General features: G+C 59.8%; 19 protein-coding genes. 16 read left to right on the top strand and 3 right to left on the bottom strand.

Going from position 1 to position 26,120, the window contains the following annotated elements:
- Positions 1–263: 263 nt before the first annotated feature.
- Positions 264–1,388 carry a polysaccharide deacetylase family protein gene (locus HU759_RS06025; RefSeq protein ID WP_186616767.1) on the bottom strand — a complete coding sequence of 375 codons (1,125 nt, stop codon included), beginning with the start codon at positions 1,386–1,388 and terminating at the stop codon, positions 264–266.
- Between the two features lie 120 nt (positions 1,389–1,508).
- On the opposite strand from HU759_RS06025, the gene yaaA reads away from it, so the two are divergent.
- The 14 genes from yaaA to HU759_RS05955 all read left to right on the top strand — a co-directional run bounded on the left by yaaA (position 1,509) and on the right by HU759_RS05955 (position 20,138).
- Positions 1,509–2,288 (top strand): peroxide stress protein YaaA, encoded by a 780-nt coding sequence (gene yaaA / locus HU759_RS06020; protein WP_099548424.1) that lies wholly within the window; start codon positions 1,509–1,511, stop codon positions 2,286–2,288.
- A gap of 878 nt (positions 2,289–3,166) precedes the next feature.
- Entirely contained in the window at positions 3,167–4,483 is a 1,317-nt protein-coding gene (locus tag HU759_RS06015; protein WP_099548423.1) for a nucleotide sugar dehydrogenase, read from the top strand.
- A gap of 83 nt (positions 4,484–4,566) precedes the next feature.
- The gene (gene alg8 / locus HU759_RS06010; protein WP_032865428.1) at positions 4,567–6,048 is read left to right on the top strand and encodes a mannuronan synthase; all 1,482 of its coding nucleotides are present in this window, start codon (positions 4,567–4,569) and stop codon (positions 6,046–6,048) included.
- A gap of 36 nt (positions 6,049–6,084) precedes the next feature.
- Positions 6,085–7,251 carry an alginate biosynthesis protein Alg44 gene (locus HU759_RS06005; protein WP_017135214.1) on the top strand — a complete coding sequence of 389 codons (1,167 nt, stop codon included), beginning with the start codon at positions 6,085–6,087 and terminating at the stop codon, positions 7,249–7,251.
- Positions 7,252–7,260: 9 nt separating this feature from the next.
- Positions 7,261–8,784, top strand: coding sequence for an alginate biosynthesis TPR repeat lipoprotein AlgK (gene algK / locus HU759_RS06000; RefSeq protein ID WP_225933030.1), 1,524 nt, complete (start codon positions 7,261–7,263; stop codon positions 8,782–8,784).
- Positions 8,781–10,268 (top strand): alginate export family protein, encoded by a 1,488-nt coding sequence (locus HU759_RS05995; protein WP_017135216.1) that lies wholly within the window; start codon positions 8,781–8,783, stop codon positions 10,266–10,268. The genes algK and HU759_RS05995 overlap by 4 nt, the downstream gene beginning before the upstream one ends.
- A complete protein-coding gene (gene algG / locus HU759_RS05990; protein ID WP_017135217.1) occupies positions 10,268–11,836 on the top strand; it encodes a mannuronan 5-epimerase AlgG in 1,569 nt (522 codons plus the stop codon). The genes HU759_RS05995 and algG overlap by 1 nt, the downstream gene beginning before the upstream one ends.
- An 11-nt stretch (positions 11,837–11,847) precedes the next feature.
- Positions 11,848–13,296: an alginate O-acetyltransferase gene (locus HU759_RS05985; protein WP_170036520.1), complete on the top strand. Its 1,449-nt coding sequence runs from the start codon at positions 11,848–11,850 to the stop codon at positions 13,294–13,296.
- A gap of 8 nt (positions 13,297–13,304) precedes the next feature.
- Positions 13,305–14,414: a mannuronate-specific alginate lyase gene (locus HU759_RS05980; protein ID WP_017135219.1), complete on the top strand. Its 1,110-nt coding sequence runs from the start codon at positions 13,305–13,307 to the stop codon at positions 14,412–14,414.
- A gap of 101 nt (positions 14,415–14,515) precedes the next feature.
- Positions 14,516–16,048 (top strand): MBOAT family protein, encoded by a 1,533-nt coding sequence (locus HU759_RS05975; protein ID WP_170036295.1) that lies wholly within the window; start codon positions 14,516–14,518, stop codon positions 16,046–16,048.
- An 11-nt stretch (positions 16,049–16,059) separates the two neighbouring features.
- Complete coding sequence (locus HU759_RS05970) at positions 16,060–17,232, top strand: alginate O-acetyltransferase (RefSeq protein WP_017135221.1); 1,173 nt, start codon at positions 16,060–16,062, stop codon at positions 17,230–17,232.
- A gap of 16 nt (positions 17,233–17,248) precedes the next feature.
- A complete protein-coding gene (locus tag HU759_RS05965) occupies positions 17,249–17,905 on the top strand; it encodes an alginate O-acetyltransferase AlgF (RefSeq protein ID WP_056858954.1) in 657 nt (218 codons plus the stop codon).
- Positions 17,906–18,092: 187 nt separating this feature from the next.
- Positions 18,093–19,544: a mannose-1-phosphate guanylyltransferase/mannose-6-phosphate isomerase gene (locus tag HU759_RS05960; protein WP_017138155.1), complete on the top strand. Its 1,452-nt coding sequence runs from the start codon at positions 18,093–18,095 to the stop codon at positions 19,542–19,544.
- Positions 19,545–19,862: 318 nt separating this feature from the next.
- Positions 19,863–20,138: a DUF3077 domain-containing protein gene (locus HU759_RS05955; RefSeq protein WP_017138156.1), complete on the top strand. Its 276-nt coding sequence runs from the start codon at positions 19,863–19,865 to the stop codon at positions 20,136–20,138.
- Between the two features lie 85 nt (positions 20,139–20,223).
- Here the strand turns inward: HU759_RS05955 and HU759_RS05950 are convergent, their stop codons facing one another.
- Positions 20,224–23,739: a hypothetical protein gene (locus HU759_RS05950; protein ID WP_225933029.1), complete on the bottom strand. Its 3,516-nt coding sequence runs from the start codon at positions 23,737–23,739 to the stop codon at positions 20,224–20,226.
- A gap of 219 nt (positions 23,740–23,958) precedes the next feature.
- On the opposite strand from HU759_RS05950, the gene HU759_RS05945 reads away from it, so the two are divergent.
- Positions 23,959–24,423, top strand: a complete 465-nt coding sequence (locus tag HU759_RS05945) for a multidrug transporter (protein ID WP_069786112.1) — start codon at positions 23,959–23,961, stop codon at positions 24,421–24,423.
- Between the two features lie 14 nt (positions 24,424–24,437).
- Positions 24,438–25,250 carry an SDR family oxidoreductase gene (locus tag HU759_RS05940; protein ID WP_017138159.1) on the top strand — a complete coding sequence of 271 codons (813 nt, stop codon included), beginning with the start codon at positions 24,438–24,440 and terminating at the stop codon, positions 25,248–25,250.
- Here HU759_RS05940 and HU759_RS05935 read toward each other — a convergent pair.
- Positions 25,247–26,104: a LysR family transcriptional regulator gene (locus tag HU759_RS05935; RefSeq protein WP_186616766.1), complete on the bottom strand. Its 858-nt coding sequence runs from the start codon at positions 26,102–26,104 to the stop codon at positions 25,247–25,249. The genes HU759_RS05940 and HU759_RS05935 overlap by 4 nt on opposite strands.
- Positions 26,105–26,120: the final 16 nt, after the last annotated feature.

Here is a 26,120-nt window from a genome sequence, read left to right as displayed (position 1 = left end):
CTGAGTGACGTCAAGTGCAGTGCCCACATGAGGAGTCTTGGAAGACGCCACCTGTGTTGCAGGGTTCGGCGATCTGACTTCGTAATACCGCAAAACCCATGACAGGAAAAAGCACTTTGACGCTTTTTTGAAGTTTATTTTTCAGGATGACGAATAGCACTAGCCGAGTGCCAGTGACCCCGTTAAAGTCGGAAGTCCGCCTGCATCGAAATGTCGCACAAAATCACCCCTGAATCCCCCCATCCCTAACAGGGCCGGGCACTTCAGCGAAATGCCTCCCGGCAGTCCTGCCAACCCAAGCCACTTTGCGCCGTTGACTGCAATAACATCGGCAAAGCCACCCGCGCCTTGTCCTGGGTGTCGTGAAACACAATCACGCCTTTGCGCCACAGCAACATCAACGTCAGCACCCGTTGCGCCGACTCATCAGCCTTGAGCTTGCCCGGCTCGTCCTGGGAATCGATGTCCCACAACGCCACCTGCAAACCCTGGGATTGGAAGAAACCCTGGCTGTCGGCACGGCGCTGGCCATAGGGCGGGCGAAACAGCGGCACGTAGTTTTCCGGCATCAGGTTCTGCACCAGCGCAGCGCTGCGCGTAATCGAGCTTTGCCACTCGACCCAATGGCTGTGGGAGCGGTATTGCCAACCCTGGGTGCCTACGCACTGGCCCTGGTACAACGCCTGCACGTCACTGGCGGAACTGCGCTCCACACGGGTTTGCAAACTGCTGCCAAGGGCAAAGAACATGGCGTTCATCTTCTGCTTGCGCAGGTAGTCGGTGAGCCAGTCGGTATTGCCGCTGACCGGCGCCGGGCCGCCGTCGAAGGTCAGCAGGAACAGACGGTCGTTGAACTCGTCGCCATTGCGTTCGTGGTCACCAAAACGCAGCACTTCGCTGCTGATCTGCGGGAACAGCGCGGCTTTGCGCAACAGCTCCTCCAGGTAGCGTTCATGGAAGTTATGGCTGGGCCCGGCCCAGCCTATATAGAAGGAGTTATCGCTGACCTGGAACTTGCCGGCCTGCTCGCGCAGATCGTCCATGTTTTCCACCAGGTAGCAGAACGAGGCGTCCTCTTCGCAGCTCTGCTGGGCCGCCGTGTAGTTTTCCAGCAGGCGCTGCCAGAGCTGGCGACGCAGGTCGTCGATGGCGGCGAGGTTGATGTTTTTCAGACCAAGACGCTGCTTGAGGGCGGCCTCATCCTGGTTTTCGCTGGCCAGCAGGCTATGAGCGAACATCAGGATTTCAGCGCGCGAAGCGACATCGAACAGCGCCGGGCTGCTGAGCTTTTCGGGCCAGATGCCACGGTCCAGGCTGGCGACATCCACCGGCGCGGCGCTGGCGTTCAGGCACAGTAAGCAGGCTGACAATAATAGTGCTAGGCGCACGCAGGGTCTCCCTCTCCAGAGTTACCGCCCATCATAGCGGATCGTGCCTATCGCCATCATAGGTGGAGTCAAACCACTCAACCCCCTAGAATCCCTGCCACGATTACAGGAGCCAACTTCATGCTGATGGTGATTTCCCCCGCCAAAACCCTCGACTTCGAGTCAAAGCCGGCAACCCCACGCTTCACTCAACCGCAATACCTCGACCACTCTCAGGAGCTGATCGAACAATTGCGCGAACTGAGCCCGGCGCAAATCAGCGAGTTGATGCACGTCTCCGACAAAATCGGCGGCCTCAATGCCGCCCGTTTCGGCAGCTGGACCCCGGCCTTCACACCGGCCAATGCCAAGCAGGCGCTGCTGGCGTTCAAGGGCGACGTCTACACCGGCCTGAATGCCGAAACCTTCAGCGATGCCGACTTCAGCTACGCCCAGGACCACCTGCGCATGCTCTCGGGCCTCTACGGCCTGCTGCGCCCGCTGGACCTGATGATGCCGTACCGCCTGGAGATGGGCACCAAACTGCCCAACGCCCGCGGCAAAGACCTCTACGCATTCTGGGGCACGCGCATCAGCGAATGGCTCAATGAAGCGCTGGCCGAACAAGGCGACGACGTGCTGCTCAACCTCGCCTCCAACGAGTACTTCTCGGCGGTCAAGCGCACGGCTCTGAACGCACGGATCATCAACACCGAGTTCAAGGACCTGAAGAACGGCCAGTACAAGATCATCAGCTTCTACGCCAAAAAGGCGCGGGGCATGATGAGCCGTTTTGTGATTGAAGAACGCATCAATGATCCTGCCAAACTGAAGCAGTTTGATGTGCAGGGTTATCGCTTCAATGCGGAGCAGTCCAAGCCGGATAATTTGGTGTTCCTGCGCGATCACGCACCGGAATAGCGCCCGCTCTCACGCTGTAGTTCAACTGTGGGAGCTGGCTTGCCTGCGATAGCTGTGGGTCAGTCAGTATTTCTTTACCTGACACTCCGCTATCGCAGGCAAGCCAGCTCCCACATTTTTGTCTGCATTCCACGTCGAAAAAGTCATTTGTTTGACGTCAAAAAAACCTCAAGCAGATTCCTAACGAATCTTTCACTCGACATTCGTCATTTTTTTTCGTAGTGGCACCACTTTTTTCAAACACTAGTGGCACAAAACTATCCCCTCTCTTCAACTCCCCATATCCACTCGCCCAAATAGCAAGTGCTATCAATATAGTACCAGTGCCATCTTTTCTAATATTTCAAGAAATTTCCGGAAACAGGATGAGCGGCCAGGAACTTCACCCTAAAGCACCGCTCATACCACCGGTAACGAAATTCTCTGTTGCTGTAAGAGATGACTTACATGACCAACCCACGGAAGTAGCAAAGTTGTCATATTTCAACTTTGACTCAGGAGTCATATTGCCAATTGATTAGTTGATAGCGGCGACAAGGATGAATTGCCACGCACTGTAAGGCCAAGGCCAAGCTTCCCCTAATTGGTCAGTGATACAACCCAAGACATTGATATTTAAAGGCTATCAGCCTCTATCAAGGCCCTGCGGCACTGACGCCAGGCCCTTCTCCCAGGAAGGCCGGCTGCATTTGAGGGCAAGCTCCAATAACAAGGCCACGTTGCGCACACCTTGGGTGCACTTATTAGTCACTCGTCATTAAACATGCCTGCACGCGGTAAGTCGGCGTCTATTCGCCCAACTTTCGCGGCATCAGTGACGCTTGCAAACATGAACTCCAGCCATCTAATGGCCTGTATTAAACAAAGAGGTAATTGCGATGCGCATCAGCATATTTGGTTTGGGTTACGTTGGCGCAGTCTGTGCCGGTTGCCTGTCTGCCCGTGGCCATGAAGTGGTCGGCGTAGACATCTCCAAGGATAAGATCGACCTGATCAACGCGGGTAAATCGCCGATCGTTGAACCGGGTCTGGGCGAACTGTTGAGCCAAGGCATCGCAAACGGTCGACTGCGCGGCACTACCAACTTCGCCGACGCCATCCGCGATACCGACCTGTCGATGATTTGCGTGGGCACGCCGAGCAAGAAAAACGGCGACCTGGAACTCAACTACATCGAAGCGGTATGCCGCGAGATCGGTTTTGTCCTGCGTGACAAAACCACCCGTCACACCATCGTGGTGCGCAGCACCGTATTGCCAGGCACCGTAGCCAATGTGGTGATCCCGATTCTGGAAGACTGCTCCGGCAAAAAAGCCGGTGTCGACTTCGGCGTGGCGGTGAACCCTGAGTTCCTGCGTGAATCCACCGCCATCGCCGACTACGACTTGCCACCGATGACCGTCATCGGCGAATTCGACAAAGCCTCCGGCGATGTCCTGCAGTCGCTGTACGAAGAACTCGATGCACCGATCATCCGCAAGGACATCGCCGTCGCCGAGATGATCAAGTACACCTGCAACGTGTGGCACGCCACCAAGGTCACGTTCGCCAACGAGATCGGCAACATTGCCAAGGCCGTCGGCGTCGATGGTCGCGAAGTGATGGAAGTGGTGTGCCAGGACAAGACGCTCAACCTGTCCCAGTACTACATGCGCCCAGGCTTCGCGTTCGGCGGCTCGTGCCTGCCCAAAGACGTGCGCGCCCTCACCTACCGCGCCAGCTCGCTGGATGTGGAAGCGCCGCTGCTCAACTCGCTGATGCGCAGCAACGAGTCCCAGGTACAGAACGCCTTCGACATCGTCGCCGGCCATGACAAACGCAAAGTCGCCCTGCTGGGCCTGAGCTTCAAGGCCGGCACCGACGACCTGCGCGAAAGCCCGCTGGTGGAACTGGCGGAAATGCTGATCGGCAAGGGTTTTGACCTGAGCATCTACGACAGCAACGTCGAGTACGCCCGTGTCCACGGCGCGAACAAGGACTACATCGAAGGCAAGATCCCGCATGTGTCGTCCCTGCTCAATTCCGACTTCGACGACGTGATCAACAACTCCGACGTGATCATCCTCGGCAACCGTGACGAGAAATTCCGTGCCCTGGCGCACAACGCACCTCACGGCAAACAGGTGATCGACTTGGTGGGCTTCATGTCCCAGGCCACCAGTGTCAGTGGCCGTACCGAAGGCATTTGCTGGTAACAGCGACGGCAAGTTTCGGGTTGCACGTGTCTTTATCCCCAGCGCGTGCAGCCTGAAGCCTCCTTCCCTTCCGGATGACGCTTATGTCCAAGTTAAAACATGTATTACTGCAATCGGCCGGCTGGTTGTTCTTCCTCAGCCTGCTGATGGGTCTCGCCCTGCTGTTGCCGGCGAGTACGTTCGACTCGCAGTCGAAGAATTTTATTTTCCTGATTGGCGCCGTCGGCATCTGGCGCTACTCGATGGGTGCTACGCATTTCTTTCGCGGCATGCTGTTCCTGTACGTGGTCTACCCGCACTTGCGCCGCAAGGTGCGCAAGCTGGGCAAGGCGGCCGACCCGTCCCACGTATTCCTGATGGTCACCAGTTTCCGTATCGACGCGCTGACCACCGCGCAGGTCTACAGCTCGGTGATTCGCGAAGCCATCGAGTGCGGCTTCCCAACCACCGTGGTGTGCTCGCTGGTGGAGATGTCCGATGAGCTGCTGGTGAAAAGCCTGTGGGAACGCATGAACCCGCCGGAGCGCGTAAAGCTCGACTTCGTGCGCATCGCCGGCACCGGCAAACGCGACGGCCTGGCCTTCGGTTTCCGCGCTATCTCGCGCCACCTGCCGGATGACCGCGCCGTGGTGGCGGTGATCGATGGCGACACCGTGCTCGCCGAAGGTGTAGTGCGCAAGACCGTGCCGTGGTTCCAGCTGTTCGGCAATGTCGGTGGCCTGACCACCAACGAATTCTGCGAAGTACGCGGCGGCTACATCATGAGCGAATGGCACAAGCTGCGCTTCGCCCAGCGCCACATCAACATGTGCTCCATGGCCCTGTCCAAGCGCGTACTGACCATGACCGGTCGTATGTCGGTGTTCCGCGCCAACGTGGTGACCGACCCCGGCTTTATCGCCGACGTGGAAAGCGACTCGTTGCAACACTGGCGCCTGGGCCGCTTCAAGTTTTTGACCGGTGACGACAAGTCGAGCTGGTTCAGCCTGATGCGCCTGGGCTACGACACCTTCTACGTGCCGGACGCCGCGATCCACACCGTGGAACACCCGCCGGAAAAGAGCTTTATCAAGGCCAGCCGCAAGCTGATGTTCCGCTGGTACGGCAACAACCTGCGCCAGAACTCCCGCGCTCTGGGCCTGGGTATGCGTCGGTTGGGCCTGTTCACCAGCATCGTGTTGTTCGACCAGCGCGTATCGATGTGGACCTCCCTGCTCGGCCTGACCGTGGCGATCATCGCCACCTTCAAATACGGCGGCGCGTTCATCCTCGCGTACCTGCTGTGGATCGGTATCACCCGCCTGATCCTGACCCTGCTGCTGTCGTGCTCCGGCCACAAGATCGGCCCGGCCTACCCGGTGATTCTCTATTACAACCAGATCATGGGCGCGCTGGTGAAGATCTACGTGTTCTTCCGCCTTGATCAACAGTCCTGGACCCGCCAGGACACCAAACTGACCCGCGATTTGGCCAGCTTTCAACGTTGGTTCAACACCTGGTCGTCTCGGACCATGACCTTCTCCGCCGGCAGCATTTTCGTCGCCGTGTTGCTGATGATGGTCTGACCCAGCCAAGCCTGAATTAACTAGGAAATCGAACATATGAACAGCCCAGTAAACGCCAACGTTGTCCACGAATCCGAAGCCCAGCGCCAACATGCCCGGGTCAAAATCCCGGCCAAGCTGCGCTTCTTCAACACCGACCGTACCCAGACCGAAGCACGGGTGATCGACCTGTCCGCCGGTGGCCTGGCGTTCACCGCCACCCAGCCGCTGACCGTCGGTGAAGTGCACAAGGGCCGCCTGCAGTTCGTGATCGATAACCTCGGTTTGGCGATGGATGTAGAGCTGCAGATTCGCTCCTACGACCGCCAGAGCGGCCGCACCGGTTGCCAGTTCCAGAACCTCGACGCCCAGGATATTTCCACCCTGCGCCACCTGATCACTTCGCACCTGTCCGGCGACATCGTGACCATGGGCGACGTGCTGGCCACCCTGCAACGCGACAACTTCACCAAGGCGCGCAAGGTCAAGGACGGCGGCAGCGGCATGACCGCGTTCGGCCGCCTGCGCGCGGTGGTGTTCAGCGCCGGGATCTTCATTGTCGGCCTCGCCGCGTTCGGTTTTGTGTTCAAGTCGGTGTACGGCATGTACTTCGTCAGCCACGCCCAGGCCGGCCTCGTCAGCGTGCCCGGCATGAACGTGACCATGCCGCGCGACGGCACCGTGCAGAGCCTGCTCAAAGGCGACGCGGTTGCAGCCAAAGGTGCGCCACTGGCAACGTTCAGCACCAGCATGCTCGATGTGCTCAAGGGCCATCTGGACGAAGACCAGCTGCAACCGGCCAAGGTTGAAGAGCTGTTCGGCAAGCAAATGACCGGCACCCTGACCTCGCCGTGCGATTGCGTGGTCGCCCAGCAATTGGTCGCCGACGGCCAGTACGCCAGCAAGGGCGATGTGATCTTCCAATTGGTGCCACGCGGCAGCCAGGCCAATGTGGAAGCGCGCTTTACCTATCGCCAGTTCGCTGACGTGCGCCCAGGTACACAGGTGAACTTCCAGGTCGCCGACGAAGAACAGATCCGTACCGGCACCATCGTCAGCAGCACCAGCCTGAACAGCGCCGACTTGTCTTCCGACATTCGCGTGCAGATCAAGCCGGACGCGCCGCTGGACAGCACCTATGCCGGGCGCCCAGTGGAAGTCACCAGCGACCGCGGCCCTTCGCTGAACTGGCTGATCGATAAAGCCATGGCTCACGGTCTGTAAGCGGAGGACATGCCTGTGAACCCTATTTCAAGCACAACACAGAGCACTGTGGGAGTCGGGCTTGCCCGCGATGGGATCGACTCGGTGCACCTGAAAGACCGAGTTGCCCGCATCGCAGGCAAGCCAGCTCCCACACAGAGCGGGTCGCACTTCGCCTCTGCATTCTGCACATTGGCACTGGCGGTCAGCCTCGCCGGTTGCGCCGGCCTGCCCGACCAGCGCCTGGCCAACGAAGCCCTCAAACGTGGCGACACGGTCACCGCCCAACAGAACTACCAGCAGTTGGCAGACCTGGGCTACAGCGAAGCCCAAGTCGGCCTCGCTGACATCCAGGTCACCACCCGCGATCCCGAGCAAATCCGCCAGGCCGAGGCCACTTACCGCGCGGCCGCCGATACGTCGCCGCGTGCCCAGGCACGTCTGGGCCGCCTGCTGGTGGCCAAACCCGGCGCTACCGAAGCCGAACAGCACGAAGCCGAAGGCCTGCTGAAAAAAGCCTTTGCCAATGGCGAAGGCAACACCCTGATCCCGCTGGCGATGCTGTACCTGCAATACCCGCACAGCTTCCCCAACGTGAACGCCCAACAGCAAATCAGCAAATGGCAGGCGGCGGGTTACCCGGAAGCAGGTTTGGCCCAGGTGCTGCTGTATCGCACCCAGGGCACCTACGACCAGCACCTGGATGATGTGGAGCGCATCTGCAAGGCGGCGCTGAACACCACCGATATCTGCTACGTCGAGCTGGCCACGGTTTATCAGAAGAAAGCCGAGCCGGAAAAACAGGCCGAACTGCTCAAGCAGCTCGAAGCCGGCTACGCCCGTGGCACCGTCACCGCCCAGCGCGTCGACAGCGTAGCCCGCGTATTGGGTGATGCGACACTCGGCCAGCCGGATGAAAAAACCGCCCAGGCGCTGCTGGAAAAAATCGCCCCTGGCTATCCGGCCTCCTGGGTCAGCCTGGCGCAACTGCTCTACGACTTCCCCGAACTGGGCGACGTCGACCAGATGATGAAGTACCTGGACAACGGCCGCGCCGCCGACCAGCCGCGCGCCGAGCTGTTGCTGGGCAAGCTCTACTACGAAGGCAAATGGGTACCGGCAGACGCCAAGGCTGCCGAAGCGCATTTCGAGAAAGCCGTGGGCCGTGAAGTCGCCGCCGATTACTACCTCGGCCAGATCTACCGCCGTGGCTACCTGGGCAAGGTCTACTCGCAAAAAGCCCTCGACCACCTGCTGACCGCTGCACGCAACGGCCAGAACAGCGCCGACTTCGCCATCGCGCAATTGTTCTCCCAGGGCAAGGGCACCAAGCCCGACCCATTGAACGCCTATGTCTTCAGCCAATTGGCCAAAGCCCAGGACACGCCAGAGGCCAATGACCTGGCCACGCAGCTCGAAGCCCCGCTCACGCCTGAGCAACGCGCCGAAGGCCAACGCCTGGTGCAACAGGAACTGGCCACGCGCGGCACCCTGGCCCAGAGCACGCTGCAACTGCACGCCCTGCAAGAAGAAGACGGCGAGGAATCCCTATGAAGCTCAACCCATTCGTCAAGGCCGGTATCGGCCTGACCTTCGCCCTGCTGTGGTCGTGCCCGACCCTGGCCGCGCTGACCGAAGCCAAGAACTTCGGCCTGGAAGTCAAAGCCACCGCACAATCCGAAGATGACCGCGACCTCGGTACGCAAAAAGGCGGCGACGTCAACGGCATCGGCCTCGACCTGCGCCCGTGGGTCTACGGCGAAAGCGGCGCGTGGAGCGCCTACGCCATGGGCCAGGCGGTCGTGTCGAGTGACATCATCGAGACCGACCCCCTGCAACAATCGGCCGATGACGAAAATCAGCAAACCACCAACAACGACCGCAAGTCCAAGAAAAACTACCTGGCCATGCGCGAGTTCTGGGTCGGCTACAGCGGTTTCACGCCTTACCCGGGCGAGCTGCTCAAGCTGGGTCGCCAACGCCTGCGCAATGACGACGGCCAATGGCGCGACACCAATATCGAAGCGCTGAACTGGACCTTCGATACCACCCTGCTCAAGGCCAATGTCGGCGTTGCCGAACGCTTCAGCGAATACCGCACCGACCTCAAGGAGCTGTCGCCCAAGGACAAGGACCGCCAGCACCTCTACGCCGACGCCGCCTACCAGTGGACCCCAGGCCAGTGGATCGGCTTGCGCGCCCACCACACCCATGACAACGGTAAGCTCGACTACCCGGAACCGGGCGTGGCGACCGACTCGTTGGACAAGCGCGAAAACGGCGACCTGACCTGGCTCGGCATCGAAGCCAACAGCGACGCCTACAACTGGCGCAACACCAACACCGTCAACTACTGGGCCAGCGTCACCGGCATGAAAGGCAACCGCGACACGGTCAATGCCCTCAACGCCGACGGCACCCGCCCAACCCAGGCCAAACGCAGCGACGACGTGAATGGCTGGGCCACTGACATCGGCGTGCGCCTGCGCCTCGACCCGCAGTGGCAAGTCGGTGCGGCTTATTCCCGTGCCAGCGCCGAGTACGAGCAGAACGGCCTGCAAAGCAACCGTTCGAACTGGACCGGCACCCAGTCCCGCGTGCATCGCTTTGGCGAAGCGTTTCGCGGCGAGATGAACAACATGCAGTCCATGAGCCTGTTCGGTTCCTGGCAGCTGCGCGAGGACTACGACGCCAGCCTGGTCTATCACAAGTTCTGGCGCGTCGACGGCAACAAGCCGGTGGGCAGCAACGGCATCGATGCGGTGCAGAACAACACCGACGACGTGACCGGCGCGATCCTGTCCAGCACCTCGTTACCGCTGGAAGACGGCAAAAAAGATCTGGGTCAGGAGATGGACCTGGTGGTCACCAAGTACTTCAAAAAGGGCCTGTTGCCGGCCGCCCTCAGCCAGTCGATCGACGAGCCGTCGGCACTGGTGCGCTTTCGTGCAGGCGTGTTCAAGCCGGGCGATGCCTATGGCAGCCAGGTCGACTCGTACATGCACCGCGCGTTTGTCGACGTGATCTGGAAATTCTGATGGGAGCCTGCGCAATGAATGCTCAAAGCCTACTCGTCGCGGCAATGCTGATGGCCAGCGCCACAGCGTTTGCCGATACGGCGGCCAAGGCGCCGACCATCGCCAAGGAACTGCAACAGGCCAAGACCTACACCATTTCCAGCCCGCCCACCGCGCCGCTGGAACTGCCCAAGCCTGCGCTGCCCGACCTGACTGGCTACACCGCAGCGGCGATGGAAAAGAAGATCGTGCGCAGCAAACCGGGCAAAGTCAGCATCCGCCGCATGATGCAGGAAGACGCGCTCAAGGACTTTATCGGCGGCGATAACAAGATGGCCGAATGGGTGGTACGCCAGCACGGCATTCCCCAGGCAATCTTTGTCGACGACGGCTACCTGAACCTCAAGGACCTGCTCGGTAAAGTGCCCAAGCAGTACCTCAGTGAAACCTCGCCGGGCGTGTTTCTGGCCAAGCTGCCGATTGTGGTCGGGCGCAAAGGCATCCTCGACATCGACAAGAAGACCCAGGAGCTGCGCCTGTCCCAGCAAGCCGGTTCGTTCCTGATCAACGACGGCCAGCTGTTTGTGCGTGACACCAAAATCACCGGCTGGGACGAAAAGACCAACGGCCCGGCGCTGTTCAAGTCGCCCAAGGAGTTCCGCCCGTTCCTGCTGGCCTGGGGCGGCACCGAAACCTACATCTCCAAGACCAAGATGGCCAGCTTTGGCTACGCCAACAGTAAGTCTTACGGCGTGAGTATTTCCCAGTACACGCCGAACATGGCCAAGGTGCTCAAGCGTGCGGAACCGACCGGCTGGATCATCGATTCCGAGTTCTCCGACATGTGGTACGGCTTCTATTGCTACGAGACCACCGGCTTTGTGATCAAGGGCAACACCTACAAAGACAACATCGTCTACGGCATCGACCCGCACGACCGTTCCCACGGCCTGATCATTGCTGACAACACCGTCTACGGCACCAAGAAGAAGCACGGGATCATCATTTCCCGTGAGGTCAACGACAGCTTCATCTTCAACAACCGCAGCTACGACAACAAGCTCTCGGGCCTGGTGATCGACCGTAACAGCGTCAACAACCTGATCGCCGACAACGAGATCTACCGCAACCACACCGACGGCATCACCCTCTATGAGAGCGGCGACAACCTGTTGTGGGGCAACAAGGTCATCGCCAACCGTCGCCACGGCATCCGCGTGCGTAACAGCGTGAACATTCGCCTGTACGAGAACTCCGCCATGGCCAACGGGCTGACCGGCGTGTACGGGCACATCAAGGATTTGACCGACACAGACCGCGACATCGCCCTCGACCCGTTTGACGCGAAAGTCTCGCTGATCGTGGTCGGCGGCGAGCTGGCCGGCAACGGCAGCGGGCCGCTGTCGATTGATTCGCCGTTGAGCATCGAGCTGTACCGCGTGTCGATGCTGGCGCCGACCAAATCCAGCGGCATCAGCTTTGCCGGTGTGCTGGGCGATCGCCAGGAAGAGATTCTCGACCTGCTGGTGCGCCAGCAGAAAGCCGTGCTGATCGACCCTGTCGAACGCCAGACCCAAATGCAGGACTGAGGATGACCCTTATGCACCCACACATGATCAAACTGCTGAGCCTCTCGGGTCTGACCCTCGGCCTGCTGGCGGCCAGCCAGGGCGTGCGCGCCGACGAAATCAAGGCGCCGACCTTTACCGCCGAACCGTGCTGCAGCCTGTGCCCGGCCGCCCATGACGCGAAGAACTACACCACGCGCTACCAGCAGAACTTCACCACCCTGGTGCAAGCCCAGGGCGACTGGCTGTTCCGTACCCAGGAAGATTTGCGCACCGAATTCGACACCAGCCCCGCCGGCTACAAACGCATGCAGCAACTGCACGATGCGTTCAAGGCCAAGGGCGTGGAGCTGGTGGTGGTCTATCAGCCGACCCGAGGCCTGGTGAACCGCAACAAGCTCAACCCCGAGGAAAAAGCCGCGTTCGATTTCGACAAGGCGCTGGGCAATTACAAAACCATGCTCGGCCGCTTTGCCAAGATGGGTTATGTGGTGCCGGACCTGTCGCCGCTGACCAACGAACAGTTGCCCGATGAACTGCCGGCCCACGATTTCTACTTCCGTGGTGACCAGCACTGGACGCCATATGGCGCCCAACGCACGGCAAAAATCGTCGGCGCCAAAGTACGGGCCATGCCCGAGTTTGCCGATATTCCCAAGCGCGAATTCGAAACCAAACGCTCAGGGCGCATGGGCAAGACCGGCACCCTGCACAATATGGCCGGGCAACTGTGCGGCACCAGCTACGCAATCCAGTACATGGACCAATTCACCACCGAGCCTAAAGGCGAAGCCGGTGACGGCGACCTGTTCGGCGATTCGGGCAACCCGCAGATCACCTTGGTGGGCACCAGCCACAGTGGCAAGAACTACAACTTCGCCGGCTTCCTGGAGCAGGAAATCGGTGCCGACATCCTTAACGTCGCCTTCCCCGGCGGCGGTCTGGAAGGCTCGATGATCCAGTACCTGGGCAGCGACGAGTTCCAGAAAACCCCGCCGAAAATCCTTATCTGGGAATTCTCGCCGTTGTACCGCCTCGACCAGGAAACCATCTACCGCCAGATGATGGCGCTGCTCGACAACGGCTGCGAAGGCAAGCCTGCGCAAATGAGCGCCAGCACCACGCTCAAACCCGGCAAGAACGAGTTGATGGTCAACAGCTCGAACAAAGACCTGCGCAATGCCAACCATCAGGTCGATATCCGCTTCGCCGACCCGTCGGTGAAAACCCTGCAAGCCACCCTCTGGTACATGAACGGGCGCCACGAGGACATCAAGATCGAGAAACCCGAAACATCCGATACAGACGGGCGTTTCGCCTTTGAACTGCGCACCGATGAAGACTGGGCCTCGCAGAACTTGCTGGCCGTGGAAGTGCAAGGCCCCGAAGCGGGCACTGCCGCGCAGAAAGTCGAAGCGAAAATTTGCACACGCAACGTGTTCTCGGCGGGTGGTCAACAGACCGCCCAGCTTGGGAAGTGAGGTTACTTATGCAGAAATTATTGATTCCAACGCTGCTGGGCCTGGCGATGTTCGCAGGTGTAGTCAACGCCGCCGCGCCACTGCGTCCACCTCAAGGCTATTTCGCCCCGGTGGAAGCGTTCAAGACCGGCGACTTCAAGAATGACTGCGACGCCATGCCGGCGCCGTACACCGGCTCGCTGCAATTTCGCAGCAAGTACGAAGGCTCGGACAAAGCCCGCGCCACCCTGAATGTGCAATCGGAAAAAGCCTTTCGTGACAGCACTGCCGACATCACCAAGCTGGAAAAAGACACCAGCAAACGCGTGATGCAGTTTATGCGCGACGGCCGCCCGGAGCAGCTGGAATGCACACTCAACTGGCTTACGAGCTGGGCCAAGGCCGATGCCTTGATGTCCAAGGACTTCAACCACACCGGCAAGTCCATGCGCAAATGGGCGCTGGGCAGCATGGCGTCGGCCTATGTGCGCCTGAAGTTCTCCGACTCGCACCCGCTGGCTAACCATCAGCAGGAATCGCAATTGATCGAGGCCTGGTTCAACAAACTCGCCGATCAAGTCGTCAGCGACTGGGACAACCTGCCGTTGGATAAAACCAACAACCACTCCTACTGGGCCGCGTGGTCGGTGATGGCCACGTCCATCGCCACCAACCGTCGCGACCTGTTTGATTGGGCGGTGAAAGAATACAAGGTCGGCGCCAATCAGGTGGACGCCCAAGGGTTCTTGCCCAACGAACTGAAGCGCCAGCAACGCGCCTTGGCGTACCACAACTACGCGCTGCCGCCGCTGTCGATGATCGCCAGCTTTGCGCTGGTCAACGGTGTGGACCTGCGCCAGGAAAATAACGGCGCGCTCAAACGCCTGGGCGACAAGGTGCTGGCCGGGGTTAAAGACCCGGACATCTTCGAGCAGAAGAACGGCAAAGAGCAGGACATGAAGGACCTCAAGGAGGACATGAAATTTGCCTGGCTTGAACCCTTCTGCACCCTCTACACCTGCGCGCCGGAGGTGATCGAGCGCAAGCACGGCATGCAGCCGTTCAAGACTTTCCGCCTCGGCGGTGACCTGACCAAGGTCTACGACCCGACGCACGAAAAAGGCAACAAAGGCAGCTGATACACAGCTCCCACACTGAACGCGTACACCCTCCCAGATTTCGTGGGGGGTTTGGGGGGGCCGTTGGCCCTTGACTGTTGGTTAAACATGGAGAGATCGGGATGGTTTTCTCGTCCAATGTGTTCCTGTTTCTGTTCTTGCCGATCTTTCTCGGCTTGTACTACTTGAGCGGGCAACGCTATCGCAATCTGCTGCTGCTGATTGCCAGCTACGTGTTCTACGCCTGGTGGCGAGTGGACTTCCTGGCGCTGTTCGCCGCCGTGACGCTGTGGAATTACTGGATCGGCCTCAAGGTCGGTGCCGCCGGCGTGCGCACCAAACCAGCGCAGCGCTGGCTGTTGCTCGGCGTGGCTGTCGACCTGTGCATCCTCGGCTACTTCAAGTACGCCAACTTCGGCGTCGACAGCATCAATGTGATGATGAAGTCGGCGGGCCTGGAGCCGTTTATCCTCACCCACGTGCTGTTGCCGATTGGCATCTCGTTCTACATCTTCGAGTCCATCAGCTACATCATCGACGTGTACCGAGGCGATACCCCGGCAACCCGCAACCTGATCGACTTCGCGGCGTTCGTGGCGATCTTCCCGCACCTGATTGCAGGTCCCGTGTTGCGCTTCCGTGACCTGGCCGACCAGTTCAACAACCGCACCCACACCCTCGACAAGTTCTCCGAGGGCTGCACGCGGTTCATGCAGGGGTTCATCAAGAAGGTCTTCATCGCCGACACCCTGGCGGTGGTGGCCGACCATTGCTTCGCCCTGCAAAACCCGACCACGGGCGACGCCTGGCTCGGCGCGCTGGCTTACACCGCGCAGCTGTACTTCGACTTCTCCGGCTACAGCGACATGGCCATCGGCCTGGGTTTGATGATGGGTTTCCGCTTCATGGAAAACTTCAAGCAGCCGTACATCAGCCAGTCGATCACCGAGTTCTGGCGGCGCTGGCACATCAGCCTGTCCACCTGGCTGCGTGACTACCTGTACATCACCCTGGGCGGCAACCGTAAAGGCACGCTGATCACCTATCGCAACCTGTTCCTGACCATGCTGCTCGGTGGCCTGTGGCACGGCGCAAACATCACCTACATCGTGTGGGGCGCGTGGCACGGCATGTGGCTGGCGATTGAAAAAGCCATCGGCCTGAATACCGCGCCACGCAGTTTCAACGTGGTTCGATGGGCCTTTACCTTCCTGCTGGTGGTGATGGGCTGGGTGATCTTCCGCGCCGAAAACCTGCACGTCGCAGGCCGTATGTACGGTGCGATGTTCAGCTTTGGCGAGTGGTCGCTGTCAGAACTCAACCGCGCCAGCCTCACTGGCCTGCAAGTGGCAACCCTGGTGGTGGCCTACGCAACACTGGCGTTCTTTGGCCTGCGCGATTTCTACAACAATCGCCCTGCCGAAAAAGCCAAACCCGCCGACCCGAGCCTGATCAAGGCAGTACCGGGCGACAACCCAGGCAGCATCCACCAGCCCGGTTTCAGCGTGGGCCAGGACGCCGCCGTGCAACCGGCCTACTGGACCGCTGACTGGCCACGCTACGCCATGCGCGCCACCGTGCTGCTGCTGTTCGTGGCCTCGATTCTGAAACTGTCGGCGCAGAGTTTCTCGCCGTTCCTTTACTTCCAATTTTGAGGGAGCCGACCATGACCCGTTCATTTCGCGTCCTCTATATCACGCTGTTCCTGCTGGTGCTGCTGGCCTTGGGCGCCTGGTCGCTGCGCAGCTTCTTCGGCTTCAGCACCAACGCCGACGCCACCGTGCTCAACGGCCGCTGGACCAAGGCCGTCGAGACCCACTACGACGATGAGTTCCCGATCAAGCGCCTGGGCACCAACCTCTGGGCGGCGCTGGACTACAAGCTGTTCAATGAAGGCCGCCCCGGCGTGGTGCTGGGCCGCGACCACTGGTTGTACAGCGACGAGGAATTCAACCCCATCGTCAACGAAGACCAGAACCTGCAAGGCAACTACGCGCTGGTCGAAGGCGTGCGCCAAAAACTCAAGGCCCAGGGCATCCAACTGGTGATGGCGATCGTGCCGGCCAAGGTGCGCTTGTACCCGGAACACCTGGGTAAAGTGAAACCGGCGAGCATCCACGCCAACCTGTACGAGGACTTCCACGCCCGTGTCGCGGCCGACAATATCATCGCCCCTGACCTGCTTGGCCCGCTGCAACAGGCCAAGCTGGGCGGCACGCAAGTGTTCCTGCGCACCGATACCCACTGGACCCCGGACGGTGCGGAAATCGCTGCCAAACAATTGGCCAAGACCATTGCCGACAAGACGCCGTTGAGCGGTGAGCCACAGCGCTTTGTCACCGAAGCCGAAAAAACCGAACCGCACAAAGGCGACCTGCGCCTGTTCCTGCCGCTGGACCCACTGTTTGAAAACCTGATGCCGCCTAAAGAGCCGCTGCAAAAACGCGTCACGCACCTGGCGGAGAACAAAGGCGACGACGCCCTGTTTGCCGACAGTGAAACGCCAGTGGCTCTGGTGGGCACCAGCTACAGCGCCAACCCCAACTGGAACTTCGTCGGCGCGCTCAAGCAAGCCTTGCACAGCGACGTCATCAACTACTCCGAAGACGGCCACGGCCCGATCCTGCCGATGCTCAGCTACCTGAAAAGCGATGACTTCAAGAACAGCCCGCCCCAAGTGCTGATCTGGGAGTTTCCGGAACGTTATCTGCCCGTCAACAACGAAATCGGTGATGCCGACCCGCAGTGGGTTGCGCAGCTTAAACAAGCCGGTTCGCGCCAACAGAACATGGCTTTGAACACTCAAAAATCCGAGACGCCCGACCGGGCGCAAAACTGAAAGAGAGGTAACTCACATGACTTTCACTACTACTCCTCGTCGTCTCGCTAAAACCCTGGCTATCGCAGCCGGCATGAGCTTCGTATCGATGTCCGCCTTCGCCGGGGGCGACGCCGCCCTCTACGGCCCGACGGCACCAAAAGGCTCCAGCTTCGTGCGGATCTACAACGCATCGAACCAGGAAGTCAGCGCTACTGTCGGCGCGACCAATTTGAGCGATGTGGCACCGCTGGCCAGCAGTGACTTCAGCTTCATGCCCGGCGGCGACTACAGCGCCAAGGTCGGCAGCCAGACCGTGCCGGTCAAACTTGCCGCTGACCACTACTACACCCTGGTTAACAGCGGCAGCGGCCAGCCACAGCTGATCGAAGAGCCGCCGTTCAAGAACAAGCAGAAATCCCTGGTGCGTGTGCAGAACCTCAGCGACAAGGCCCTGACCCTGAAAACCGCCGACGGCAAGACCGACGTGGTCAAGTCGGTGGCTGCCAAGGGCCGTGGCGAGCGCGAAATCAACCCGGTGAAAGTCAGCCTGGCGTTGTACGACGGTGACAAGAAAGTCGGCGATGTGAAGCCGGTGGCTTTGGAACGGGGTGAAGCGGCGGTGCTGTACGTGACCGGTTCCGGCTCGAGCATTTCGCCAGTGTGGGTCAAGCGCCCCGTGTCGACCCGCTGATGATTTCCCTGAGTTGACACGGCCCCTTGTGGGAGCTGGCTTGCCTGCGATGGCGGTCTTGAAGGCGCCATCGCAGGCAAGCCAGCTCCCACACTGTGCGCGTTTCGACTCAGGACCGAGACAAAAACAAGAGTGAAACGACAAACCTTCGTAGCTCTGACCCAAATCGATTCAAGGAGAAACACCCATGATCCCAGTAATCCTTTCCGGTGGTAGCGGCTCACGTCTTTGGCCGCTTTCCCGCAAACAGTTCCCCAAGCAATTCCTGGCCTTGACCGGCGAACACACACTGTTCCAGCAAACCCTGGAGCGCCTGGTGTTCGAAGGCATGGACGCCCCGATCGTGGTCTGCAACAAGGACCACCGCTTCATCGTCAACGAGCAACTGAGCACGCGTAAGCTCGAATGCCAACGCATCCTGATGGAGCCGTTCGGCCGCAACACCGCGCCGGCCGTGGCCCTGACTGCGATGATGCTGGTCAACGAAGGCCGTGACGAGCTGATGCTGGTGCTGCCCGCCGACCACGTGATCGACGACCAGAAAGCCCTCCAACGCGCCCTGGCCCTGGCCACCGTGGCGGCCGAGCGTGGCGAGATGGTGCTGTTCGGCGTGCCGGCAACCCGCCCGGAAACCGGTTACGGCTACATCAAGTCCAGCAACGATTCGCTGCTGCCCGAAGGCGTCAGCCGCGTGCAACAGTTCGTGGAAAAACCCGATGAAAAACGCGCCGTCGAGTTCGTCAAAAGCGGTGGCTACTTCTGGAACAGCGGCATGTTCCTGTTCCGCGCCAGCCGTTTTCTTGAAGAACTGAAAAAACACGACCCGGACATCTACGACACCTGCGTGCTGACCCTGGAGCGCAGCGAGCAGGATGCCGACACCGTGACCTTCGACGAATCTACCTTCGCCTGCTGCCCGGACAACTCCATCGACTACGCCGTGATGGAAAAAACCCAACGCGCCTGCGTGGTGCCGTTGAGTGCCGGCTGGAGCGACGTGGGTTGCTGGGCCTCGTTGTGGGCGGTCAATGACAAAGACGTCAATGGCAACGTCAGTAAAGGCGACGTGGTGATCCAGGACAGCCGCAACTGCATGATCCACGGCAACGGCAAGCTGGTGTCGGTGATCGGCCTGGACAATATCGTGGTGGTGGAAACCAAGGACGCGATGATGATTGCCCACAAGGACAAGGTCCAGGGCGTCAAGCAGATGGTCTCCACCCTCAACGACCAGGGCCGCAGCGAAACCCAGAACCACTGCGAAGTCTACCGCCCGTGGGGTTCCTACGACTCGGTGGACATGGGTGGGCGCTTCCAGGTCAAGCACATCTCGGTCAAGCCGGGCGCGTGCCTGTCGCTGCAGATGCACCACCACCGCGCCGAACACTGGATCGTGGTCAGCGGCACGGCCGAAGTCACCTGTGACGACAACGTGTTCCTGCTCTGCGAGAACCAGTCCACCTACATCCCGATCGCCTCGGTGCACCGCCTGCGTAACCCGGGCAAGATCCCGTTGGAGATCATCGAAGTGCAATCGGGCAGCTACCTGGGCGAAGACGATATCGAGCGCTTTGAAGATATCTACGGTCGCTCGACGCCGGTTGAACGTGGCGTTTCGGTGAAAACTATCGCGCAGTAACACGGTCGTACAAGAAGCCCTCATCCAGCCCGTTGCGTCCCCTATCCGCAGTGGGCTGGGTGGGGGCTTTTTCTTGGGTTTTGCAGTGACCGTAAGGACCTCATCGCAGGCAAGCCAGCTCCCACAGTTGGACCGGGTATGCCCTTGGAATGCAGTCGAATGTGGGAGCTGGCTTGCCTGCGATGGCGTCCGAAAGCATCCCGCCAGCATTGACCCTTGCCCCCATCCGCCTATCCTCGCGCCTGTCACGACTCATTCGTGATGAGGTTTGACGGCCTCGCGAACTCATAGGATCCCATTTTCATCAGGAGATCCACCATGTCCAAACAAACCACCCGCCCCACCCCCTTCGGCCCCAGCGACCGCAGTGAAGAACCTCTTTTTTGCGTACAACCCGGCATTCCCATCGAACATGCACTGGAACATGCCAGCTATGTTTTAGGCACCGCGCGCGTGCTCACCTTGGCAGCTCAAGACTTGTGCACCGAACACCAGAGCTACCTGAACTGGGCCAGCCTGCAATTAGCCGAAACCGGTTTGGCATTGGTTGAGGCTTCCATCGAAGGCTTGCAGGCGGATTCTTCTGCTCAGTAAGCAATTCATCGGGAGCAAGCCCCCTCCCGCCGTTGGCCGTATTTCAAAGCAGGGACGCGGTTAAATGCGGGAGGGGCCGTAGAGGCTACGCAGTGAATGGCGTTTGCCCGTGGGTAATGATTCGACTCACCGGCTCACCTTCGACGCTGTACTTCAAGGGCAGGGCGTATGTCGTCTCCACATAAAAAATATGTGGGTTATCGGTTTTCATGACCGCCAGCCCCGAGGTATTGACCTCGTAGTAATGCGTCATCTTGTCCAATTGGTTGCCATGTCGCCGGCGCCCAAAAATAGTCGTGGAGATCTCTTTGGTTGCCGCATCATCAGGCGCCAGATCCGTAAAGTAATGCCTGCCTTTCCCACGCGGTAACGGCTTGCCATCCACGTTAAGCACCGAGGACTGCAAATGCCAATCGCTGTTGATTGCGGCATGAGACTTTGCCCCGGTGTAATGGTAGAAACGGTTCTCGCCTTTGACGGGCGGATCCATCAGCGCCTTTTCACCCTGGAAAACTTCAGGCAACTTGGGTCGTTTAAAGGCCGGTTGACTGCCGGCCCCCCCCACGCCTGCGGCTGAACCAGAGCTGCCTTGCCCGGCAGGACGTTTTTGCGGCGCAGGCCTGATCCCATTCATGCGTTGCAGTGTTTCGGGCTTGACGCCTCCCAGCAGGCTGTTCAGTCGCCATTCGCCGGTGCCTGTTGGCTGGAGGAACATCACCGTTTTCTGGGTGACAGGATCAATAACCCGAACCTGGCCGCCCGCAACTTTATAGTTCCGGCTGATTTCAAATACTCGGCTGGTGGCTGTGCCATCGGTGAAACGAACATAGTGCTGATCACCGACTTGGTAAGTGCCATCCCCTTTTATATTCCGGCCCTCAAGCAGGCTATCAGGCAGTGAGTGAGCACTGTAGTCGGGCAGTTGGCGACCGGTGCCGGCGATGTCGGATACCGTGTTCGCTACCTTCCCAGAGACGCCAACATTGACAGACTGCTCCTGCAATATTTGCTTCAGCTCCCCGAAACTACTTTTCAACACTGTCTTCCCGCCCCTTGCCAGCCCCACTGCCAGGTCTCCCAGACCGTCGGTGGGGTTCAAGCCACTGGCAACTGAGCGCAAAACCGTATCGGACACCTTGAACGCCCGTGTTCCGAGCTTTTCACTCAACTTGCCCAACGCTTTGCTCGCCTGCCCCAGCCCTTTGCCGAATGGCAGGATGAAACCAAAGATATCCAGCGCAAAGTCCTTGATGGCCGCGCCGGTATTGCCCTTGACTGCGTTTTCGATGGCATTTTTAAACGGAATCAATCCGGTCACAAAATCATGCGCGGCCTTGATGCCGGCCTCTTCCTTTTCCACCTCGGTCACGCCTTTGGCGCCTGCCTTTATGGCATCGCGATCATGTAACAGGTGGTCGGCGATCACCTTGGCGATCGTGTCGAACCGAGCATTCACGGAAACCGCGGAACTGGCGTCCTGCCCTTGCCTGGGCTCAGGCAAATAAGGCGCGTTGAGCTGCTGAGTCAACAGCCCCGTCGAAACCTTGCCGGCCTGTGGCGGGGTGCCGTTTTCATAGGCCTCATAATCGACCGGAACACTGACCCCTTTAGCCTGAGTCGTGGCGTAGGTTTGAGCGTTGGCCACTCGTGGAGGGGGGTTAGGCAGATACCGGGGCAGGTCGTCGCGACGGCGGATGACGCCTTGCAGGGGGAACACTTCGTAGTACACATGGCGCAGGTTTTTAACGTCCCGGTCACTGCCGTTTTTGTCGACTTTGGTCAGCACCCGCATCAACAGTCCGTAACGCGCCTTGGCCGCTTGTGCCTGTTCCGGGCTCTCCGTCTCCTCAGCCTGCGCAACACCGGCTTTGCGTAGAGAAAAAAACTCGACCTTACCCGACGCGATGGTGTGTCTGTCTTGCGCAGACAGCTGCAATAGTTGGTGTCTGGAGGTGGTTGTCACGCCCTCCTTCAAGTTGTTGAAGTAGCTATCGAACTGGCTGTCGAATGCCTGGTTGACATCAGGAAGCGGCTTGACCCGGGTGAAACGGTTACCTAACTGAAAATCGTACCGCTGCCCTCTTGGGATACGGTCCATCTTTCCTGACATGTAGATATCCAGTAACGAGTGGTACTGGCTTTCACTGGCATCGATGTTGGCAATGCTGATATTACGCACATCAAATGAGTGATCGGCCCCATAGGCCTCTTTCAGGTTTTCAACTGCGATGTTCTCGCGGGTGGGCATGGCGGCGCTTATCTGCTCATGGGCTTTTTTCAATGAGGAGAGTTCCTCATTGAAAGCGTCGCGTAACCCGACCACGTCTTGCGACGTATAGTCTTCATCGTCCTTACCTGCCATTTCATCCTGGGCAACGCCCCACTGAATCAACGCATTGGACTGAGCCTTGGCCTCGACAACCCCCTCGGCCTCCGAGACAGGACTGTGATTGGCCAGCCTCATGAACGTTTGAAAATCGGTGTATGTCGCAATGCCCGGCGTCCAAAACTCTTGCGCCTGCACAACCGCCGACAGCTTGGCAAAGGCCGCAGACTTAACCACCAGGTTGCTGGGCATATCTTCGGCAATGAAGGCAGGGTCAGCGCCTGCAAGCAATAAGCGCGCGGCGGCCGGTGCCAGCTCGACAGGCACCTTGCCCTGGTCCACCAGATGTTTCTCCAGGCGCGAGACGACCACCGAAGGATGGACATCTCGATTGGCTGGCTGGTAAAGGTCATACCCGGCCACGACGCCACGCTTGCTGCCGGCCCGCGGATCCAGCTCCAGCACCATTGCCGCCAACGCCCAACTTGCATCTTTGCTGGTCAGTGACGCGTCACTGTTGAGGGCCATTTCCAGCGTTTGGCCCAAGTTTCTGATCTGAGCACTGCCCAGCATGCTTTCAAGCAGCTGCGCGGCGCTCATGCCTTGGAGCGAAGCCCCATGCTTCTCAAAAAAAGCAGTGAAGATGCCTTTGCCAGGCGACAGCGTGGCCATTTCGGCGGCCGCCATTTCGCTTAGCCGGGTGCGCTGACCACTGTCCAATGTGGCGGGCTGGGATAACAGCCCCCAGTAATTGCCGTGCTCAACCGGCTCAGGCAACGGCTCCTTGCACACGGCGATGAGGTTGGCCAGTTGCCCGAGATCCTTGGGGACCCGCCATTGATTTTCCCGCAGGAACCACGCCAGCGGCACATCCTCGCCCGGCGCGATTTTATAGGCGCGCCCAAAAGTAGAAACGTGATGAGCGGAAAATTTCTTCACTTCGAGCAACGCTGCAACATCCAGACTCGGATCCTCGGTGATGGCCGCCTGGATCTCTTCCAACGCCACCGTCAGGCAATAATTGGTATGAATATTCCCTGCCAATTCTTGGCGCTGACTGAGCGTCAGCGCCGAAGGCTTAGAGGTGTCGCGGGCCGGAGCGTTTTCCAGTGTGGCTCTGCGCAACCGAGGCACCCTGGGCGTTTGGGGAGCCGAAGGCGCTTGCAACGGTTCATTGCCCACCGCCGCAGGAGGTGGTTCAACCGGCAATGAAGAGGATGGCGTTATAGCCAAAAACGGTTGCTGATTGCCTGGACTGAGGGGGCGGTAAATCATCGACTCTTTCTCACATAAATGGACTTGAAGTAGGACCTGTCGAGGCGCTCTGTTCCGACAGGCTTCGGTACTTCCTGAGTGTCGATTCGTATAAAAACCGCTAAAAAAACTTGTTTGATCATGTGTTCAATGCAGCGCACAGACCCTGTCTCTGCCCGTAGATAGTCAACCCGGCCCAGCCACAGGTACGATGGTCTATCCCTTCGCGAGGTCATCATCATGTTCTTCGGCGTTCTACTGATCATCACCTGGCTGATCCTGCTGCTGCGCTACCCCGCCAAAGCCTTGCCGGTATCGCTGGCCGCCGCCGTCGGCCTGGGTTTTGTCGCCATCTGGGTGGTGTGGCTGGACAGCCGCGAAGCCTCGCAACTGGCACGCCTGGAACTGCGCATCAGCTACGCGCCGCAGGAATGCCCGGCCGACCGACCGTTGAAACTGGTGCTGATCAACGGCAACGACGTGCCGCTCACTGAATTGCGCTGGCGCCTCGCAGCGTATGCACCGGGGGACACGGTGAACCTGGCCGATAACGTTTATGCTGCGCCGCGCTACCGCGGCCCCGGCGAATTACAGGCCGGCGCCACCTGGGACGACTGTTTACCCACGCCGCCGCTGCGCCCCGGCTACCGCCCGCAAACCCTGGAATTTCGCGCCGAGCACCTGCAAGGCAGTTTCTCGGACTGACAAAGGATTGATCCATGCCCAACGTACTCATCACCGGTTGTTCCAGTGGCATTGGCCGCGCCCTGGCTGACGCCTTCAAATCCGCCGGCTTCGACGTGTGGGCCAGCGCCCGCCGCGAAGCGGACGTCGCCGCCCTCGCTGCTGCCGGCTTCAATGCCGTGCTACTGGACGTCAACGACAGCGCGGCCTTGCAGCGCCTGGCCGAACAGCTCGGCGAACTGGACGTGTTGATCAACAATGCCGGCTACGGCGCCATGGGGCCGCTGCTCGACGGCGGCACCAAAGCCATGCAGCGCCAGTTCGAGACCAATGTGTTTTCCATCGTCGGCGTCACCCAGGCGCTGTTTCCCGCGCTGCGGCGCAGTAAAGGTTTGGTGGTGAATATCGGCAGCGTTTCGGGTGTGCTGGTCACGCCGTTTGCCGGTGCGTACTGCGCCTCGAAAGCGGCGGTGCATGCCTTGAGCGATGCATTGCGTATGGAACTGGCGCCGTTTGGCGTGCGCGTGCTGGAAGTACAGCCGGGAGCAATCAATACAAGCTTCGCGAAAAACGCCAGCGCCCAGGCTGAGCTGCTGATCAACGAACAATCGCCCTGGTGGCCGTTGCGTGAAGGTATTCGTGCGCGCTCCCAGGCTTCGCAGGGCAACCCGACTTCGGCCGAGCAGTTTGCAGCTCAAGTGCTTAAGGCTGTGCAACACCCAACACCGCCACGGATGTTGCGTGCGGGCAATGGCAGCCGAGCGTTGCCGTTGATGGCGGCGTTGTTGCCAAAAGGATTGCTGGAGAAAGTCCTGAAGAAGCGGTTCGGACTCTCTGGCTCACTCTAGCCCTTCATAAAATCAATAAACGCCCGCACCTTCAGCGGTAAATGCCGCGTATCCGGGTACATCGCGTAAACCCCTTGTGGGGCAAAGCGATGGTCCGTCAATAAGCGCACCAACCGCCCCGCGTCCAGATCGCCCTGCACCAACCATTGCGGCAGTACCGCCACACCATGCCCACGCACGGCGAAGGTCTGGAGAACCGACGCACTGTCGGCCACCAGTGCCGCAGGGCCGGAACGGTATTGATGCTCGCCGCCGGCCGGGTCGGTCAGGCTCAGCTCCGTCAAACGGCCATGGCCTAACTTGGGCACGCGCTCCAACGCATCCAGGCTTTGCACCTCGGCAAACTCAGGCGCGGCGACAGCAAACACCTCAAAGGTCGACAGCTGCACCGCCCGGTGATTGGAGTCGAGCAGTCGCCCCAACCGAATCGCCACGTCAAAGCGTTCGGAGATCAAATCGGCATGGGTGGAGGATGTGGATAAGTGAATGTTCAAGTCCGGGTGCAGGCGCCGAAAAGCCTCCACCACAGGAGCAACGACTGCCAACGCGTATTCCACCGTGGTGGTGATGCGTAAGGTGCCTTTGAGCTGGGCATGTTCGGAGCGGGCTTCTTCCACCGCCAACCGGGCTTCTTCCAGCATGCGCGTGCAACGCAGGTAAAAGCGCTCACCGGCATCCGTCAGTGCCAACTGGCGGGTGCTGCGAGTCAGCAAGGTAACGCCCAGTTCTGCCTCAAGGCGCTTGAGGTTGAAGCTGACCACGGCGCGGGTCTGGCCCAGCCGATCGGCGGCGGCGGTGAGCGAGCCGGCCTCGACCACGGCTTTGAAGGTGTCGAATCGGTCCAGGCTGACCATTGGCCTCGCGCTCCTT

This window comes from Pseudomonas sp. OE 28.3 (genome assembly GCF_014268205.2).
In the GTDB taxonomy this organism is placed as follows: Bacteria; Pseudomonadota; Gammaproteobacteria; order Pseudomonadales; family Pseudomonadaceae; genus Aquipseudomonas; species Aquipseudomonas edaphica.
Note: the sequence above shows the minus strand (reverse complement) of the source record. Positions and strands in the feature narration are given on the sequence as shown.

Bases quoted from the DNA above. Each gene is read 5' to 3' on its own strand.
- yaaA (WP_099548424.1), top strand. From the start codon at position 1,509: ATGCTGATGGTGATTTCCCCCGCCAAAACCCTCGACTTCGAGTCAAAG.
- HU759_RS06015 (WP_099548423.1), top strand. From the start codon at position 3,167: ATGCGCATCAGCATATTTGGTTTGGGTTACGTTGGCGCAGTCTGTGCC.
- alg8 (WP_032865428.1), top strand. From the start codon at position 4,567: ATGTCCAAGTTAAAACATGTATTACTGCAATCGGCCGGCTGGTTGTTC.
- HU759_RS06005 (WP_017135214.1), top strand. From the start codon at position 6,085: ATGAACAGCCCAGTAAACGCCAACGTTGTCCACGAATCCGAAGCCCAG.
- algK (WP_225933030.1), top strand. From the start codon at position 7,261: ATGCCTGTGAACCCTATTTCAAGCACAACACAGAGCACTGTGGGAGTC.
- HU759_RS05995 (WP_017135216.1), top strand. From the start codon at position 8,781: ATGAAGCTCAACCCATTCGTCAAGGCCGGTATCGGCCTGACCTTCGCC.
- algG (WP_017135217.1), top strand. From the start codon at position 10,268: ATGGGAGCCTGCGCAATGAATGCTCAAAGCCTACTCGTCGCGGCAATG.
- HU759_RS05985 (WP_170036520.1), top strand. From the start codon at position 11,848: ATGCACCCACACATGATCAAACTGCTGAGCCTCTCGGGTCTGACCCTC.
- HU759_RS05980 (WP_017135219.1), top strand. From the start codon at position 13,305: ATGCAGAAATTATTGATTCCAACGCTGCTGGGCCTGGCGATGTTCGCA.
- HU759_RS05975 (WP_170036295.1), top strand. From the start codon at position 14,516: ATGGTTTTCTCGTCCAATGTGTTCCTGTTTCTGTTCTTGCCGATCTTT.
- HU759_RS05970 (WP_017135221.1), top strand. From the start codon at position 16,060: ATGACCCGTTCATTTCGCGTCCTCTATATCACGCTGTTCCTGCTGGTG.
- HU759_RS05965 (WP_056858954.1), top strand. From the start codon at position 17,249: ATGACTTTCACTACTACTCCTCGTCGTCTCGCTAAAACCCTGGCTATC.
- HU759_RS05960 (WP_017138155.1), top strand. From the start codon at position 18,093: ATGATCCCAGTAATCCTTTCCGGTGGTAGCGGCTCACGTCTTTGGCCG.
- HU759_RS05955 (WP_017138156.1), top strand. From the start codon at position 19,863: ATGTCCAAACAAACCACCCGCCCCACCCCCTTCGGCCCCAGCGACCGC.
- HU759_RS05950 (WP_225933029.1), bottom strand. From the start codon at position 23,739: ATGATTTACCGCCCCCTCAGTCCAGGCAATCAGCAACCGTTTTTGGCT.
- HU759_RS05945 (WP_069786112.1), top strand. From the start codon at position 23,959: ATGTTCTTCGGCGTTCTACTGATCATCACCTGGCTGATCCTGCTGCTG.
- HU759_RS05940 (WP_017138159.1), top strand. From the start codon at position 24,438: ATGCCCAACGTACTCATCACCGGTTGTTCCAGTGGCATTGGCCGCGCC.
- HU759_RS05935 (WP_186616766.1), bottom strand. From the start codon at position 26,104: ATGGTCAGCCTGGACCGATTCGACACCTTCAAAGCCGTGGTCGAGGCC.